Below are 15,951 nucleotides of genomic sequence, written 5' to 3'. Positions count from 1 at the left end.
GATGCAAGGAACCTCTCGGGGGACCCGGACGGACTCGCTGCTCGCCGCGCTCGTCGGCGACGATTGCAACTGGTGTGCGAGGGGGACGCTGGCGCGCGGGGAGTTCAAGGGCGACGACGCAGTCGTCTGCGAGGAGTGTGACACCCCTGCGGCCCGCGTCTGGTGAGCGCCCGACCCCGGTCGGCGACGGACCCCTCGCGGCCGCGCTCAGAACAGCGCTTCCAGCTCCCCGGCGTCGTCGTGGACTAACTGTTCGAGGTTCCGCTCGCTCTCGTCCCGGATGTCCTCGATGTTGTCCTGCGTCTCGACCGCGACGCCCTGCAGGTCCTTGATCCGGGGCACGTCGGTCACGCCCGAAAGCAGGGCCACCGCGCCGACGCGGTCGGCTCCCCGGATGGGGTAGTCGCCGCCCCGGACCTCCATCGAGCGGGTCTCGTTTTCGAGCCACTTTCGCCCGCGCTCGATGCCCTTGCGGTTGAGGTAGTTCGGCGGGCCGCTGGTGACCACGAGCGAGCGCTCGGTGCTCTCGATGTCGCAGGGCAGGGTGAGCCGTCCGAGCGCCGCCTTCCGGACGAGGCTGGTGATGCGGTTGGTGGTCTGGGTGGCGTCTATCTCCGCGTCCGTGAACCGCCCGAGGAGACCGCCGCCCGGAGCGTCGACCTCCTCGGTCGCGTAGCCGACGGTCGAGACCCCGCCGCAGGCGAGCGTGTTGATTATCTCGCTGGAATCGACCACGCTTTCGGCGACCTGCTCGCTCGCGCCGACCTCGCCCGCCGAGAAGAGGACGCCGAACCGCCGGACGATCTCCTCGTTGATGCGGTCGTAGCCGCCCCGGACCGACTCGCCGGTCTCGCGCCACGCGTCGTTGTCGAACACCAGCAAGTTGTCGACCTCGTCGACGAACGTCTTGAACGAGCGGGCGGCGTTGAGCGTGTAAATTCCCCCTTCGTCCTGCGCTGGCAGGACGCCGAGACCGTAGACGGGCTCGGTGTAGAGGCGCGTGAGGTGGCTGGCGAGGACGGGCGCACCGCCCGAACCGGTGCCGCCGCCCAGCCCCGCGACCACGAGGAACGCGTCGATCTCGTGGACCGGGACCTCGTCTATCGCGCCCTGCACCTCGTCGATGTCCTCCTCGGCGATCTCCGCGCCGAGTTCGTTGTCTGCGCCCACGCCGTGGCCCTTCACCCGGGCCTGCCCGATGAGGACGCGGTTTCGCTCGGGGACGTTTTCGAGCCCCGCGAGGTCGGCCTTCGCGGTGTTGACCGCGACCGCCGACCGGACGACCTCGCTCCCGGTGCGTCGGTCGTACTCGACGAACTTGTCCACTATCTTGCCGCCTGCCTGCCCGAAGCCGATCATTGCGAGCTTCATATTTTGGTGCCTCCGTAACGCCGATAATCCCACGCTACCCCGGTCATCGGGAGGGTTAGCGTCGCGTTATCGGCTCGTATCGCCAACCGTCGGCCGACACGCACATTGTTATGCGGCGGCACATCGGGGTTCAGGGCGGGCCACACGAGGGTCGCCGTCGGGGACACGCTCCGCTCGCGTGCTTCAGGCGGTCTTTATCGCCGACGAGAATCGGTCCCACCTTCCACCTCGCACAATCGGATATCCGCGCTTCATCTCTGCGATTCCAGGGACACTCGACGCCGTAAGCACCGTCTGAAACGGACCGATTCGCGGCGGAATTGGATGTCGTTCGACCCCGACCGCCTTCGACGCGCGTATTATCCCCGCCCGACTACTCCGACCCATGCGACAGTTCATCGTCCTCGGGCACGACGCGCCGACGACCCCCGACTTCTCGCTCGACGACCTCGCGGGCGGTGCGGGCCGACTCGACGTGCTGTGTCGCTGCGTCAACTCCGCCTTTTTCCTCTCGCACGACATCCGCGAGGACGTGCGGGTCCACCTCGTCCTGCGGGACGAGGTGACGGTTCGCTTCGAGGGGGCCGACCTCCGGCACCTCAACCCCGACGAGCGCAGTACCGCGGCGCTGGTCCGCAAGGCGCTCGACCAGAAGGGCGAGGCCATCGGTCACATGGCGGTCGAGAGCTCGCCGGGCGTCCACCTCTCGAAGCGCGGGTTCGAGCCCGTCCTCGAAGACGCCGCCCGCGACGGGACCGTGGTCCAGCTCCACGAGGACGGCGACCCGGTCGTGGACGTGGAACCGCCCGAGGACCCCGTGTTCGTCCTCTCGGACCACCACGATTTCGGGGACGACGAGGCGGCCCTGCTCGCCGACGCCGCCGACGAGCGCGTCCGACTCGGGCCGGAACTCCTCCACGCCGACCACGCCATCACGGTGGCCCACAACTATCTGGACACCGAGGGGTTCACCGAGTACTGAGCGTCCGACGCAGACCACGGATTCCGTGAATTTTCACCGACCACGGGACGCGCCGCGCTCGCGGCCTCGCGGAGGCCGCGAGCGCACGCGGGGAGGCACGGGGCGCGGTGCGGTCGCGGTCGCGGTGCGGTCGCGGTGCTGTGCGGTGCGGTCTCATAGGTACCGGGAGTAGCTAGCGACACGTCGCACCTTTGCCGTCTCGCACCGCGGTCGTCTCGCACCTCGGTCGTCTCGCACCTCGGTCGTCTCGCACCTCGGTCGTCTCGCACCTCGGTCGTCTCGAACGACGGCGACACCGACTCCGTTCGTCCGGAGGCCGACCGAATCACGCGACCGAACGACACACTCAACAGGAACCACCGAACAGTCACGCACATGCGAGTCAGCGTCATCGGCGGCGGGACCGTCACCGAGAGCGAGGCAGAACTCGCCGAGGAGGTCGGCAGACTGCTCGGCGAGCGCGGCCACGAGGTGGTCTGTGGCGGCCTCGGCGGCGTCATGGAGGCCGCCTGCCGCGGCGCGAGCGAGGCTGGCGGCCGGACCGTCGGCATCCTCCCGGGCGAGGACCGCCGGGCCGCCAACCCCCACGTTGACATCCCCATCGCCACCGGACTGGGCCACGCCCGGAACGGACTGGTCGTGATGAACGGCGACGCCGCCATCGCAATCGACGGCGGGCCGGGCACCCTCTCGGAACTCGGATTCGCGGGCGTGTTCGACCGCCCGGTCGCCGGGCTGGAGACCCACGACGCGCCGGGCGTCGAGGCCGTCGAGACGCCCCGAGAGGCGGTCGCGTACGTCGAATCCGCGGTCGGAGACGGCGCAGAATTTCGGAAGCGTTAAAGGCGGCCCACGCCTTGTTCGACCTGCGGGCCGGTGGGGTAGCTTGGTATCCTTCGGCCTTCGGGTGGCCGTAACCGCAGTTCGAATCTGCGCCGGCCCACTACCTTTCCCGCACTCAACGAACGCCGAGCGACAGCGAGGCGTTCCGAGTGCGGGAATCGTGACGCCGAGCAGATTCGAGCAGACGAGTCGCACGCCCGGAATGGCGCGAAGCGCCACACGCCCGGACCGTCTCGGCGAGTTCGACATCTGCGCCGGCCCACTTCTTCCCGCACTCAACGAACGCCGAGCGGAGCGCCCGGATTCGACCTCCGACCAGCGACTTCGAAGGTTTTTCACGAGGGCGCTGAGCATAGCTCGGTAGATGGACACACGGACGCGCAGTACGGTCCTCGTCGTTCTCGGCGTCGTCCTCCTCGCCTCGACGCTCGCGGTCAGCGCGCTCGTCACCCCCGACCGGAGCGTCGATACCGGCGAAGACGAGACGCTCCGAACCCTCGTCGGAATACAGGGCGGCGGTCCGGGGTGGCACGACCACGGGAGCGTCGCGCTGTTCGAGGGGACCGACCTCGCGTGGGAGTCGGGCGGCACCGACAGCTACTTCGACGTGACGATGCTCGACAACGGCAGCGTGACGGCCGGGTTCATGCAGGCCGGATACGACGACTGTGGGCCCTACGACTCGCCCTGCACCCACACCGGCTTCCGTGTCATTGACCCCGGTTCGGAGTCGGACCCCGACCCCGAGATCGTCTCGGAGTACTCGTTCCCGGTCCGGACCCCGACGAACAGCGAACTCCACGACGTCGAGCGACTGGGCGACGGCGAGTACCTCGTCACCGACATGGAGCACGAGCGACTCGCGGTCGTCGAGGACGGCGAGGTCGTCTGGGAGTGGCGCGGCGAGGAGTTCTACGACGCGCCCGACGACCCCACGAGGACCGACTGGCTCCACTTCAACGACGTGGACGTCGTCGGCGACGGGCGATACCTCGTGTCGGTGCGCAACGCCAACCAGATACTCGTGGTCGAGCGCGGCGAGGGCGTCGTCGAGGTCATCAACGAGGACGACGGCGGCGACGACGACTCGTGTACCCGGAACAATCAGCTCCGAGACACCGACGGCGACGGCGACGTGCGGTGTGGCGACCCCGAGGTGCTCGACCACCAGCACAATCCCCAGTGGCTCGGCGAGGGCGCAGTGCTGGTCGCCGACAGCGACAACAACCGCATCGTCGAACTCCACCTGAACGAGTCGACCGACGAGTGGGAAGTCGCGTGGGAACTCGACACCGTGGGCGGAATCGCGCTCGACTGGCCCCGCGACGCCGACCGACTCGACAACGGCAACACGCTGGTCACCGACACCCTCAACAAGCGCGTCGTCGAGGTCGACCGGAACGGGACGGTCGTCTGGAGCGCCACCACCGACCAGATTCCCTACGAGGCCGACCGCCTCCCCGAGGGCGAACGCCCGACCGGCGAGCGATACGGCACCGTCAACACCGCCGACGCCGACCGGATTCCGGTCCTCGACCCCGCGGTGAGCCTGCTCAGGGGCGCGGTTCCGGCGCTCCCCTACTGGTTCACCGGCGTCCAGCTCGGGCTGAGTCTGGTCTCGCTCGGGCTGGTCGGCGGTGGCGGCTACCTCCGGTGGCGGGCGTAGGGCAGAGCCCTCAGACCCCCTCGTCGGCCCGCTTCTCGGCGTGGTACCACTCGCCGCTCCAGCTGAACGCGTACTCGACCAGCGCCTTCGTCGCCGCGAGCCCGTACAGCGGGAACACCAGCGGCGCGAGCACCCACACCCACCCCACCCGCTCGACCGCGCCGGTCAGGCGGTCGGCGACTCGGAGCGTCCCGGCCGACGCCACGACCGCGACGACCGGCAGCGCCGAGAACGGTGCGTCGACCGCGAGCGCGAACACCGTGAACTTCACCAGCACGGAGACCAGCAGCAGGCTTCCCACGACCGACCCCGCGCAGATGGCGACGCTGAAGAGGTCGCGGCGGTCCCGCGGCGGGACCGCCGCGCGGGTCTGGAGCCGGAGCACCTGGGCGTAGCCCGTCATCCAGCGCTTTCGCTGGCCCCACCAGTCCCGGAGGGTGTGGGCGGCCTCGATGCGCGAGGGGTGCGCGAGTAGCTCCCGGACCGCGAGTCGGTTGCGGTAGCACTGGTGGGCGAATCGATAGTCCTCGGTCAGCGCCCCGGTGTCGTACCCGCCGACGCGCTCGAACGCCGACCGGCGCATGACGACCGCCCGACTCGCGGCCATCTGGAACCCCGTGAACAGGCTCAACAGCCGCCGTCCCGCGTAGCTCAGCAGGACCGACTCGTAGTACGCCAGCGACTCGACGAGGCCCGTCGCACGGGGCACCGTCCGGCCCTGAACCACGTCGTACTCGCCGAGCTCGGCGACCGCCCCCGCGAGGAAGTCGGGGTCGACCGCCTCGTCGGCGTCGAACACCGCGAGGTACTCCGAATCGGTGACCTCGGCGGCGTAGTTCACCGCGCCAGCCTTCGAACCGGGGGAGCGGGTGTTGACCAGACACTCGACCGCCCCGTGGGCGGCCGCGAGTTCGCGGGCGCGGCGCAGGCTCGGGGCGTCGTCGGGCTCGACCACCACGGTCACGCGAACGGGCTGGGTCGAGTCGAGCAGGTGGCCGACGCTCACGTCGAGGACGTTGGCGTCCCGGTAGACCGGGACGATTGCGTCGACCGGTTCGTCGGTGGGCGTCGGCGGGCCGCCCCGCGAGGACCACAGCACCTTCCCGGCCAACAGCGCCGACGAGACCGAGATGAACCCCGAGAACACGACCTGCGAGAGCACGGCCTGGAGGACGACGACGACGAGGACAACCACCACGAGGTCGAGTCGGAACGTGAGCACGTCGAGGCTTCGGACGAGTCCGTAGGCGATCACCGCGCCGAACAGCCCGACGAACGCGAATCTGTCGAGGAGCCGTCTGGGTGAGCCAGTCATGGGTGTGGGGAGGTCGCGGATGTGCCGAGTGGCGTCGCGCGGGCGCTCACGCGGCGCTTCTAACGCGCCGCCGTAAAATCTATCGGTCCACAGACGTTTCCCCGGCCCCGTCGCGTTTCCCGTCCGGCACTCGCTCGGCCGGGCGAGACGCGGCGCTTATACCCCCAGCGTCCCTCGAACCGACGATGACCGAGCCGACCGAGAAGCCGGTCGCGTCGACCGACGACGCCGCCGAGCGCCGCGACGCGGTGGTCGCCGAAGTCGCCGACCACGCCGGAGAGATGGCCCGCGAACTCGCGCTCCTGCAGGGCGGCGACTACGGGTCGCGGACGTTCGCGACCGACGCGGGCGAGTGGACGCTCAAGTACGAGGCCGGGGCGCTCCAGTACCTCCGGTTCGACGGCGGGTCGGCGGAGACGTACGTCGTCTCGACAAAGCACCCGCCCGACCCAGAGGACCTCGCGACCGCGATGGACGACTACGCCGCGTTCGTCGAGTCGTACAACGAGTACGTCGCGTCGCTGGAGGGCGTCCTCGACGACGTGTCGGCCGACTTCCCCGAGGTGGCCTCGACCGAGTCGGTGGTGGCCGAGCGCGACCGCATCCTCGACCGCGTGCGCGACGCCGCAGACAGGATGGCGCTCGAACTCTCCCGATACGAGGGCGAGGAGTACGGCACCTTCTCGACCAGGGTGTCGGGCACCCGGTGGGAGCTCAAGTGGAACCGCGACGGCGCGTCGTACCTCCGGGTCGGCGGCGAGGGCGGCGTCTACCTCCTCTCGCAGTACGAACATCCCTCAGCGCGCGACGTTCGCAAGCTCGCGGAGGACGTGGGGGAGTTCGTCGAGGCGTTCAACGACCACGTCGCGGAGCTGGACGCCGACCTCTCCGACGTGTCGCTCTGAAGTCGCCGACCGCGGGGAGCGCGGGTCACTCCGCGCGAGCCGCGGGCGACCGGACGAGCACCGCGGCGACGAAGACGGCCGCGAGTGCGAACCCCCCGACCGATTCGAGCCATGTGTGCGCGCCAGCGAGCGGTCGGGCCGCGACCATGCCGACCGGCACCGCCAGCACGGGCGCGAACCGCCGGTCGGCCACCGCGAGGTAGCCCGCCGGAGCCGCGGTGTACGCGACGTGGCTCGACGCGTCCCAGAACGGCGTCACCGCGGCGTGGACGACCGTGACCGCGAACAGCACCGCGGCGAACCGCGGGACGTGAGTCCCCCACCCGCGGGCCCACCACGCGACGCCGATGAGGAGCATGCCGATTCCGACCCCGAGGCTCCCGGTGAGGTCCGACCCCCACGCCGGGACGGGGTCGAACAGGAGGTCGGTCGACTGGTAGATGGCGAACGCGACCGCCCACCCGACGACCACGGTGAGCAGGCGCGGGCCGACGCGAGCGACCAGCGAGGCGATGCGAGACCCGGATTCGCGCCGGGTCGTCTCGGATTCGCGCCGGGTCGGCCGCGTCGCGGCCGACCCGGCGCGCAGCTCGTAGGCGGCGAGCGCGAGCGTGCAGACGAGGACGAACAGCTCGGGCGCGAACACCGCCGAGTACGCTCGGGCGAGTTCCGTCAGCATACTGGTGACGGTTCGCGGGGCGACAATTACGGTTGCGGTTCCCCGACGAAGGTCGAGCCGAGCGTCGCCCGACCCGGCCCGCTACGCCGACAGCAGTTCGCGCGCCGCCCGTTCGAGAATCTCCAGACCGAGCGCGGCGTCGTCGAGTTCGACGTACTCGTCGGCGGCGTGGGCCTGCGAGAGGTTCCCCGGCCCCCAGATGATGGCGTCGGTACCGTCTTTCACGAACTCCCGGGCGTCGGTCGCGGCCTCCATCCCCCACGGCTCGTCGGGGGCGTCGGCCAGCTCGGCCGACAGCGCCCTGAATCGCCGGGCGACCGGCGCGTCGTCGGGAATCCCCGCGGAGGCGTAGTGCTGGACCAGTTCGCGGTGGGTCTCGACGCCCGCCTCGCGCTCGACGCTCGCGAACAGGTCGTCGAGTTCGTCCTCGACCGCCCCGAACTCCTCGTCGGGGAGGATGCGCCGGTCGAGCAGGAACTCCGCGCGCTCGGGGATGACGGCCATGTTCGAGTCGGTGCCCGCCTCGAACTCGGTGACGGTGGCGTACGCCCGGCCGCAGAGGTCGTCCTCGCGCTCGCGGAGCCGGGCGTCGTAGGCGTCGATGGCGTCGAGCACGGGCCGGGCCGAATCGAGCGCGTTCGTCCCCTCGTCGGGGTGGCTGGCGTGGGAGGCCGCGCCCGAGACGCCGACCCGGTAGGTGGCGACCCCCTTCGCCCGGGTGGCGACCCGGAAGTCGGTGGGTTCGAGGACGACCGCGACGTCGCCGCCGTAGCCCGCGTCGAGGAGCGCGCGGGTGCCGGGGTCGCCGGTCTCCTCGCCCATCGCGGCGTGGACCCGGAGCGCGCCGTCGAGGTCGCCCGACTCGATGTCGGGCGCGAGGTCCCGCGCCGCGAGCATCGCGAGTGCGAGGCCGGTCTTCATGTCGACCGCGCCCCGGCCGTAGAGACGGCCGTCGGTGATTTCACCGGCGTAGGGGTCGTGACTCCACGCCTCGCGGTCGCCCGCGGGCACAACGTCGGTGTGGCCGTTGAGGACGAGCGTCGGGCCCTCGCCCTCGGGGTCCCCGACCGTCGCGACCGCCTGCGGGCGCTCGGGGTCCGGTTCCTCGACGAGCGCGGCGTCGACGCCGCACTCGTCGAACCACTCGGCCACGAACTCCGCGCAGGGGGCCTCGTCGCCCGGCGGGTTCTCGGTCTCGATGCGGACGAGGTCGGCCGCGAGTTCGGCCAGTTCGCTCGCCATGGTCACTCGAAGGCGGCGTCGAGCGCCTGCCCCACGTCGTCGAGGAGGTCGTCTTCGTGTTCGGTGCCGACGCTGAGTCGGACGAGGCTCGCCGGGATGCCAGCCTCGGCCAGTTCCGCCTCCGAGAAGTCCTGATGGGTCATCGTCGCTGGCTGTTCGGCGAGGCTCTCGACCCCGCCCAGACTCTCGGCGAGCGCCACGACTTCGAGGTTCGAGACGAACGCGCTGGCCTCCGAGATGCCGCCCGCGAGTTCGAAGCTCACCATCCCGCCGAAGTCGGCCATCTGGCGGTCGGCGACCTCGTGGTTCGGGTGCGACTCCAGACCGGGGTAGTAGACGCGCTCGACCTTCGGGTGGTCGTCGAGGAACTCGGCCACGGCGCGGCCGTTCCGGCAGTGGCGCTCCATCCGGGCCGAGAGGGTCCGGATTCCCCGCCGGACCAGAAAGCAGTCGAAGGGGCTCGGAATCCCGCCGCGGGCGTACTGGTAGTAGGCGATTCGCTCGGCGAGGTCGTCGTCGCGGATGGCGACCGCGCCCGCGAGCACGTCGGAGTGGCCCCCGAGGTACTTCGTCATCGACTCGACCACGATGTCGGCACCGAGTTCGAGCGGTCGCTGGAGGGCGGGCGACGAGAAGGTGTTGTCGACCGCGAGGACCGCGTCGTGGGCGTGGGCGGCCTCGGCCGCCGCCTCGATGTCGGCGATGCGGAGCATCGGGTTGGTCGGCGTCTCGACGTACACCATCGCGGTCTCGGGCCGGACCGCGTCGGCGACGGCGTCGGCGTCGGTCACGTCCACGGTCGTCAGTTCGACCCCGTAGTCGGCGTAGACCTTCGTCAGGAGTTCGTGGGTCTCGGCGTAGAGGTTCCGGCCCGCGACTACGTGGTCGCCCGCCGAGAGCAACGAGAACACGGCGTCGATGGCGGCCATGCCGCTGGCGAACGCCGAGGCGTGCTCGCCGCCTTCGAGGTCGGCGAACGCGGCTTCGAGGTCGTCGCGGGTCGGTTCCGACATCCTAGAGTATCGGTGGTCGCCCTCCAGTTCGGTCGGCGTCTCGTACTCGTAGGTCGAGGTCGCGTAGATGGGCGTGTTGAGCGCGCCGTGCTGGTCGTCGTTCCCGCCCGCGTGGACCTCTTTGGTCTCGAACCGGTGGTGGTCGTCCATGGATACGACTGGGAACACCGCCGTGATAAATTCCGGTCATCGAACCAATGACACTTCGAATTCGTTTCGAAATCCGGGGTAGTGATTCGAAAAACCAGAGTCCCTTCTCCCGCGACCGAAGGACGGTCACTCGCGTCCCGAGCATCGAAACGTGTTTCCGAACCGCAAGTGGCGAATCGAGTACCACACATTCATTAGGGGTCCCTCGCCAGAATAACGGTAATCAGGATGACCCGGGGACCCCCAGTCGCTGGCACGAGGCGTCCGAACGCCGGACGGTGGTACCGATGACCGACTCGCTGGTCGTGGTGTGCGGGCTGCCCGGCGTCGGCAAGACCACCGTCGCCGAGACCATCGCCGACCGCGTCGACGGCCGACTCCTCCGGACCGACGTGGTCCGCAAGGAGATACTCACCGACCCCGACTACACCGAGGAGGAGTCCCGGATGGTGTACGACGAACTGTTCGGCCGCGCGCGTGCGACCATCGAGGGCGGTGACAGCGTCGTCCTCGACGGCACGTTCCAGGACGAGGAACGCCGAGAGAAGGCGGCGTCCCTCTCGGAGGTCCTCGACGCGGAGTTCCGACTGGTCAAGGTCGAGTGCGACGTGGGCGTCGTGAAAAAGCGCATCCGGAGCCGCGAGGGCGACGAGAGCGACGCCGACTTCGAGGTCCACGAGATGTACCGCGAGACGTTCGACCCGCTCGCGCGCGACCACGTCACGGTCGACAACTCCGACGGCCTCGAATCGACCCTCCGGCAGGTCGACGAACACTTCCCGACGTCGGCGACCGCTGTGGGCGACGCCAGCGTCTGAGACGCCGAGCGTCGATTCAGGACAGCAGATTCAGGACAGCGATTCAAGACAGCAGTCGGTCGGCCGCGCGCACGCCCGGCCGACCCAGCACCGACCCGAGGCACTCGCCGACGTAGTCGGCCCGGCGGTCGGGGGTGTAGTACGCCGCGCGGGCGAACTCGGCGGTCGCCCTCGGCGACCAGCCCTGTTCGTCGATGAGCTTCCGCCCGGCCTGATAGTGGGTCTCCCGGAGCGCGCGCCGCCGGACCCGCGGCGGAAATCGGCGATACACGTCGGCGAAGGTCTCTATCACTCGCTTGCGACCCTCCAGATACGCCCACGAGTCCGACAACGACGAGTCGGTCCGGCCGCGGTGGACGAGGGGTTCGTTCACGAAGTCGAACTCCGTGTGGAGCGCGAGTTCGATCTTCGTGCCCGTGTCGTCGGCCCCGTGGCGGTGGCCGAGCGGGAGAATCTTCGCCAGCACGTCGGCGTCGATCAGCATCGTGGAGTTGATGCAGGGGAACGTCCGCATCTCCAGCGCGTACTCCAGCACGTCGCCCCGGACCTCGGGGTTCGGGAGGAGTTCGCCCCGGTCCTCGTCCACCATCCCGGAGTAGACCACCCCGACGGGGGGGTCGAGCAGGGGGACCTGCTTGCGAAGCTTGTCGGGCGCGAGCCGGTCGTCGTCGTCGAGGAACTGGACGTACGCCCCGCTCGCGCGCTCCGCGCCGAGGCTTCTGGCGGCCTGCGGCCCCTCGTCGCGCTCGGTCGGCACGTACTCGACCCCCTCGAACTCCTCGACCACCGACCGCGCGGTGGCGTCTGCGGAGCTATCGACCACGACGGTCTCGATGGGGGCGTACTCCTGACCGACGACGCTGTCGAGCGCCTCGCGCAGGCGGTCGTTGCGGTAGAAGGTCGGAATCACGACCGAGACGAGACCCTCCTCGCGGGCGTCCGGACTCATGGTTGTCCTCGATACGGGGCGAATCGTGAAAGTCACAACGGCTGGTCGGGGATTCGACGTGTTTCGGAAACTGTATTTTCGGACGTTCTGTAGCAGGTTCGATATTCCACCGGAGGGTGAGACTGAAAGGGGCCGCCCGCTCGCGGTCACGCGAGCGAAGCGAGTGTGACCTCGGGAGACGCGGTTTGTCTCCCGGCGTTTACGTGGTCGTCTCTGCGGGCCAGTATTTCGAGGTGCGAGCGAAGCGAGCGCCGACGAAATATCCCGCAGAGCGACCGTCTCGTGAGCGAAGTCTGTGCGAGCGAAGTCTGTGCGAGCGAAGCGAGGACAGGCTCGTCGGCGCGTGCTCCGACGGTGCGAACAAGACCTCGGAGGACGCCGTTTGTCCTCCGGTGGCGAGCGGGCGGGGGCTTTCTATCCATTCATGACAGATGCACTCCGATTCACAGACTTCGGAACAACAGTACTTTTCCAAAAACCGACCCAGCGAGAATCCCCGCCATTTTTGCCCCCCACGCGACCACCGGGCAACGACGAATGGTGGTCGAGAGACTCGACGCGCCCGACCCCGAGACCCTCGTCAGCGAGGCGAAGGCGGCGGTCCGGGACGGCGCGGTGCTGACCGTGGAGGCTCGCTGTGAAGTCGAGTACGAGGGCCGCACCAGCGGCTACCTCGGGCCGGGCGACCGACTGCTGGTCGCCAAGCCCGACGGGACGTTCCTCGTCCACCAGCCGACCGGTCACAAGCCGGTCAACTGGATGCCCGGCGGCGGGAGCGTCTCCGCGCGGGTGAGCGAGGGCGCGGCGCACGGCGCCGCGGAAGCCGCGAGCGGTGACGAACCCCGAGTGGCCGTCCTGCTCGCGCGCCGGACGAACCCCAACGAGCGCGTGGAGGTCCGCATCAGCGAGGCGTACGGCCTGACGCGGTTCGACGCCACCGACGGCGCGACCTACGAGGAGTCGGGCACCGAAGCCGAGATGCACGAGTACATCGAGGCCAACCCCGAGGTGCTGGAGGCGGGCCTGCGAATCGTGGAACACGAGCGCGAGACCAAGTACGGCTTCATCGACTTCTTCGCGCGCGACGAGGACGGCGTCCCGGTGGTCGTGGAGGTCAAGCGCATCCAAGCGACGCTGAGCCACTTCGACCAGTTACGGCGGTACGTCTCCCTCTACGAAGAGAGCGAGACTCCGGAGGAGTCCCCCGGAGGCGGTGTAACCGCCGGAGAGGACGTTCGGGGCATGCTCGTCGCGCCCTCGGCGTCCGAGCGCGTCAAGCGCGCGTGCCGGGACAGCGGTCTGGAGTTCGTCGGCCTCTCGGAGTTCGGGACCGACGCGAAGGGGTCGACCGAGGCGAAGCTGACCGACTTCTAGGTGTTCTCGGGCCAGACGTGCGTCAGAATACTAGTCGGTGTCTTCTGTCTGTCGTGCTTCCTTCCGTCCGTGGTGAGTGAAGTACCGGATGAGCCACTTCGGACCCAAATACACGCGTTCGGTCTCTGGCATGGTCGCCTCGGTCGCAGGTACGGCGCTTTGACTTATAGTTGTTCTCACGCGCTTGCTCCTCAGAGACCGACGAACACGCCGATACTTCCGAGAGTGACGCTCCCGATGAGCAATCCCTGCGCAACGAACAGGTACGTCGCGCTGTTGCTCACGACGTCGTTGTTGTAAGATATCGCCTCGCTGTATCCCTGCAACAATCGAAGATACACGTCGGTGTTCGGGTCTCCGGCATCGAGATTCGAACGAACGTAGTTCGGACCGGGACCGAAGTCGGGCGAGGCGGAGCCGGACGTGAAAATCCCGACGGCTATCGACCCGATGAGGAGTACGCCGCCTGCTTCCAGCCAGCCGTTCATCGGGACCCGGTCCGGCGTTATCTGCGCCACTGAGGCGATAGCACCCACCAGGACGACCTCTACCCGTACCGTTCGCACGGCTCTATCGTGTGTATCCGCCAAAATCGTCAGTTGCTTTCCCAAGATCGATTCGGCTCTATCGAGCGTCCGTTCGAGCGATTCGGTCTTCGTCGTCGGGCCGTTGACTATCTGGAGTTCACCGAACGACGGCTCTCGTTGTGTCTCGGGTTCCGGGACGGAACCGCCGAGCAAGACGACGTCGACGACGGCGGAAGCGAACGCGACGACGCGAAGTAACGTACGCACCAGCACGGTATCGGTTCGTCCCGCTCTCGGCTATAAATATTCGTCCGACATTTTAGATTCTCAGTCGGTTCAGTCACACGACTCTTGGGATTCGAACGCGTATCACCGCCAAGAGATGTCCGACAGTCCGACCGAAGACCCCTTCCCGGCCGACCCACCCCACCCATGAACACCGACTGGCTCCGGAAGTACGACTCGTTTCTCCCGTGGCTGACCCGCCGACAGCGCCTCATCGTGCTGTACGCCGTGGTCCTCGGCGCGGTCATCCTCCTGTACACGCTGCTCTACAACTACGGGATGCGGACGCTGGAGGGCCACGACCACTCGCTGTTCCGGTCGTTCCAGACCGTCATCGAGACGATGACGACGACCGGGTACGGCGCCGACTCGCCGTGGTCGTCGCCGGTGATGAACGTGTACGTGGTCTTCATGCAGGTGACGGGCATCGGAATCGGGCTGGCGACGCTCCGGATACTCATCATCCCGCTGTTCGAGCGCGCGCCGATGGACCTCAGCGACCGGCTGACCGCGAAGGACGACCACGTCGTCATCGCCGAGTACCGCCGGGACACCGGCGTCCTGCTCGACGAACTCAAGCGATTGAGCGTCGACTACGTGCTCATCGAGTCCGACCCGGAGGAGGCAAAGCGGCTCTCGGACGACGGCTATCAGGTCATCCACGGCAACCCCGAGCGCGGCGAGGAACTCGACCGCGCGATGGTCGAAGACGCGAGCATGCTCGTCACCGACGCGGGCGACGACAACGCGAGCGTCGCCCTGACCGCCCGGCGACACAACCCCGACCTCGACATCGTCGCGCTCACCGACGACCCGGACCGCGAGGCCGCGCTCCGGGAGGTCGGGGTCGACAGGGTCATCTCCCCGCACGCGCTCATCGGGCGTCGGCTGGGCCAGAAGGCGAGCGCGTGGACCGGCGCGCCCCATCTCGACGACGCCGCGGTCGGCGACCTCCGCATCCGGGAGATGCTGGTGCGACGCGACAGCCAGATGGCGGGCGTTCGGCTCGCCGACACCGCGGTCGCCGACCACCCGGACCTCACGCTCGTCGCGGCGTGGCTCGACGGCGACCTCCGACTCCCGCCCGACCCCGACGAGTACGTCACCCCGAACTCGGTCCTGCTCGTGGCCGGACCTCGCGACGCTATCGACGACGTGCAGAAGCAGGCCTCCGGACTCCGGCCGCCCCGCAGACACTCGAACGTCGTCGTCGCCGGGATGGGCGCGGGCGGACGGGCGGCCACGGACGCGCTGGCCGACGAGGTGGACGTGACGACCATCGACGCGGAGGAGAAGCCGAACGTGGATGTCGTCGGCGACGTCAAGGACGCCGAGACGTTCGAGACCGCAGACGTCGAGGAGGCCAGCGGCCTCATCGTCACCGTCGGTGACGACGCGAGCGCGTTGCTGGCGGTGGCGGTCGTCCGAACCCTCACCGACGATATCGACATCCTGGTGCGGGTCAACGACACCGAGAAGACCCCGAGCGCGTTCGACGCCGGGGGCGACTACGTCCTGTCGGTCCAGCGCGTCAGCGCCCGCCTGCTGGCCCGCGAGATTCGCGGCGAGGACGTGCTCACGCCGGTCAGTCAGCTCAGACTCGTCCGGGTTCCGGCCGCCGACTTCGCTGGCCGAACGCTCGGCGACCTTCGAGACCGTGGAGAGGAGGGCTACGCCTTCGTGGGCGTCCAGCGCGACGAGACGGTCCTGACCCACCCGACGACCGAAATCGCCGACGGCGACAGGCTGGTCGTCGCCGGGACCGACGAGACCGTCCGGGAGTTCGAGCGCGAACTCGCGTGAGCGCTCGACACCAACGCGCTTTTCGCCAC

15 protein-coding genes and 1 tRNA gene are annotated in these 15,951 nt (G+C 68.9%); 9 read left to right on the top strand and 7 right to left on the bottom strand.

Annotation, left to right across the window (positions count from 1 at the left end):
- The first annotated feature begins 1 nt into the window (after position 1).
- On the top strand, positions 2-166 hold the full coding sequence (locus NGM10_RS11565) for an HVO_A0556 family zinc finger protein (RefSeq protein WP_253478903.1): 165 nt from the start codon (positions 2-4) through the stop codon (positions 164-166).
- A gap of 41 nt (positions 167-207) precedes the next feature.
- On the opposite strand, the gene NGM10_RS11560 is transcribed toward NGM10_RS11565, so the two are convergent.
- Positions 208-1,371, bottom strand: a complete 1,164-nt coding sequence (locus tag NGM10_RS11560; RefSeq protein WP_253478901.1) for a tubulin/FtsZ family protein — start codon at positions 1,369-1,371, stop codon at positions 208-210.
- Positions 1,372-1,756: 385 nt separating this feature from the next.
- Between NGM10_RS11560 and trmY the strand changes: the two genes are divergently transcribed.
- The 4 genes from trmY (at position 1,757) to NGM10_RS11540 (ending at position 4,862) form a co-directional block, all read left to right on the top strand.
- On the top strand, positions 1,757-2,353 hold the full coding sequence (trmY, locus tag NGM10_RS11555; RefSeq protein ID WP_253478899.1) for a tRNA (pseudouridine(54)-N(1))-methyltransferase TrmY: 597 nt from the start codon (positions 1,757-1,759) through the stop codon (positions 2,351-2,353).
- Between the two features lie 375 nt (positions 2,354-2,728).
- Complete coding sequence (locus NGM10_RS11550; RefSeq protein WP_253478897.1) at positions 2,729-3,196, top strand: TIGR00725 family protein; 468 nt, start codon at positions 2,729-2,731, stop codon at positions 3,194-3,196.
- 27 nt (positions 3,197-3,223) lie between these two features.
- Positions 3,224-3,296 (top strand) — tRNA-Pro (locus NGM10_RS11545).
- A 264-nt stretch (positions 3,297-3,560) separates the two neighbouring features.
- Positions 3,561-4,862, top strand: coding sequence for an arylsulfotransferase family protein (locus tag NGM10_RS11540; RefSeq protein ID WP_253478895.1), 1,302 nt, complete (start codon positions 3,561-3,563; stop codon positions 4,860-4,862).
- A gap of 10 nt (positions 4,863-4,872) precedes the next feature.
- Here NGM10_RS11540 and NGM10_RS11535 read toward each other — a convergent pair whose 3' ends face one another.
- Positions 4,873-6,177 carry a glycosyltransferase family 2 protein gene (locus NGM10_RS11535; protein WP_253478893.1) on the bottom strand — a complete coding sequence of 435 codons (1,305 nt, stop codon included), beginning with the start codon at positions 6,175-6,177 and terminating at the stop codon, positions 4,873-4,875.
- Between the two features lie 185 nt (positions 6,178-6,362).
- Between NGM10_RS11535 and NGM10_RS11530 the strand changes: the two genes are divergently transcribed.
- Positions 6,363-7,082 carry a profilin-fold protein gene (locus NGM10_RS11530; RefSeq protein ID WP_253478891.1) on the top strand — a complete coding sequence of 240 codons (720 nt, stop codon included), beginning with the start codon at positions 6,363-6,365 and terminating at the stop codon, positions 7,080-7,082.
- A gap of 25 nt (positions 7,083-7,107) precedes the next feature.
- On the opposite strand, the gene NGM10_RS11525 is transcribed toward NGM10_RS11530, so the two are convergent.
- From NGM10_RS11525 to NGM10_RS11515, 3 genes are all read right to left on the bottom strand, one after another.
- Positions 7,108-7,761 carry a hypothetical protein gene (locus NGM10_RS11525; protein WP_253478889.1) on the bottom strand — a complete coding sequence of 218 codons (654 nt, stop codon included), beginning with the start codon at positions 7,759-7,761 and terminating at the stop codon, positions 7,108-7,110.
- Between the two features lie 81 nt (positions 7,762-7,842).
- Entirely contained in the window at positions 7,843-9,003 is a 1,161-nt protein-coding gene (locus tag NGM10_RS11520; RefSeq protein WP_253478887.1) for a M20 family metallopeptidase, read from the bottom strand.
- Between the two features lie 2 nt (positions 9,004-9,005).
- Complete coding sequence (locus tag NGM10_RS11515) at positions 9,006-10,166, bottom strand: trans-sulfuration enzyme family protein (protein ID WP_253478884.1); 1,161 nt, start codon at positions 10,164-10,166, stop codon at positions 9,006-9,008.
- Between the two features lie 287 nt (positions 10,167-10,453).
- On the opposite strand from NGM10_RS11515, the gene NGM10_RS11510 reads away from it, so the two are divergent.
- Entirely contained in the window at positions 10,454-10,984 is a 531-nt protein-coding gene (locus NGM10_RS11510) for a P-loop nucleotide/nucleoside kinase family protein (RefSeq protein WP_253478881.1), read from the top strand.
- A 43-nt stretch (positions 10,985-11,027) separates the two neighbouring features.
- Here the strand turns inward: NGM10_RS11510 and NGM10_RS11505 are convergent, their stop codons facing one another.
- The gene (locus tag NGM10_RS11505; RefSeq protein WP_253478879.1) at positions 11,028-11,933 is read right to left on the bottom strand and encodes a glycosyltransferase family 2 protein; all 906 of its coding nucleotides are present in this window, start codon (positions 11,931-11,933) and stop codon (positions 11,028-11,030) included.
- 537 nt (positions 11,934-12,470) lie between these two features.
- Between NGM10_RS11505 and nucS the strand changes: the two genes are divergently transcribed.
- A complete protein-coding gene (gene nucS, locus NGM10_RS11500; protein WP_253478877.1) occupies positions 12,471-13,307 on the top strand; it encodes an endonuclease NucS in 837 nt (278 codons plus the stop codon).
- Between the two features lie 191 nt (positions 13,308-13,498).
- Here nucS and NGM10_RS11495 read toward each other — a convergent pair whose 3' ends face one another.
- The gene (locus NGM10_RS11495) at positions 13,499-14,107 is read right to left on the bottom strand and encodes a hypothetical protein (protein ID WP_253478875.1); all 609 of its coding nucleotides are present in this window, start codon (positions 14,105-14,107) and stop codon (positions 13,499-13,501) included.
- A gap of 159 nt (positions 14,108-14,266) precedes the next feature.
- On the opposite strand from NGM10_RS11495, the gene NGM10_RS11490 reads away from it, so the two are divergent.
- A complete protein-coding gene (locus NGM10_RS11490) occupies positions 14,267-15,922 on the top strand; it encodes a potassium channel family protein (RefSeq protein WP_253478873.1) in 1,656 nt (551 codons plus the stop codon).
- Positions 15,923-15,951: the final 29 nt, after the last annotated feature.

This window comes from Halorussus salilacus (genome assembly GCF_024138125.1).
Classification (GTDB): Archaea; Halobacteriota; Halobacteria; order Halobacteriales; family Haladaptataceae; genus Halorussus; species Halorussus salilacus.
Note: the sequence above shows the minus strand (reverse complement) of the source record. Positions and strands in the feature narration are given on the sequence as shown.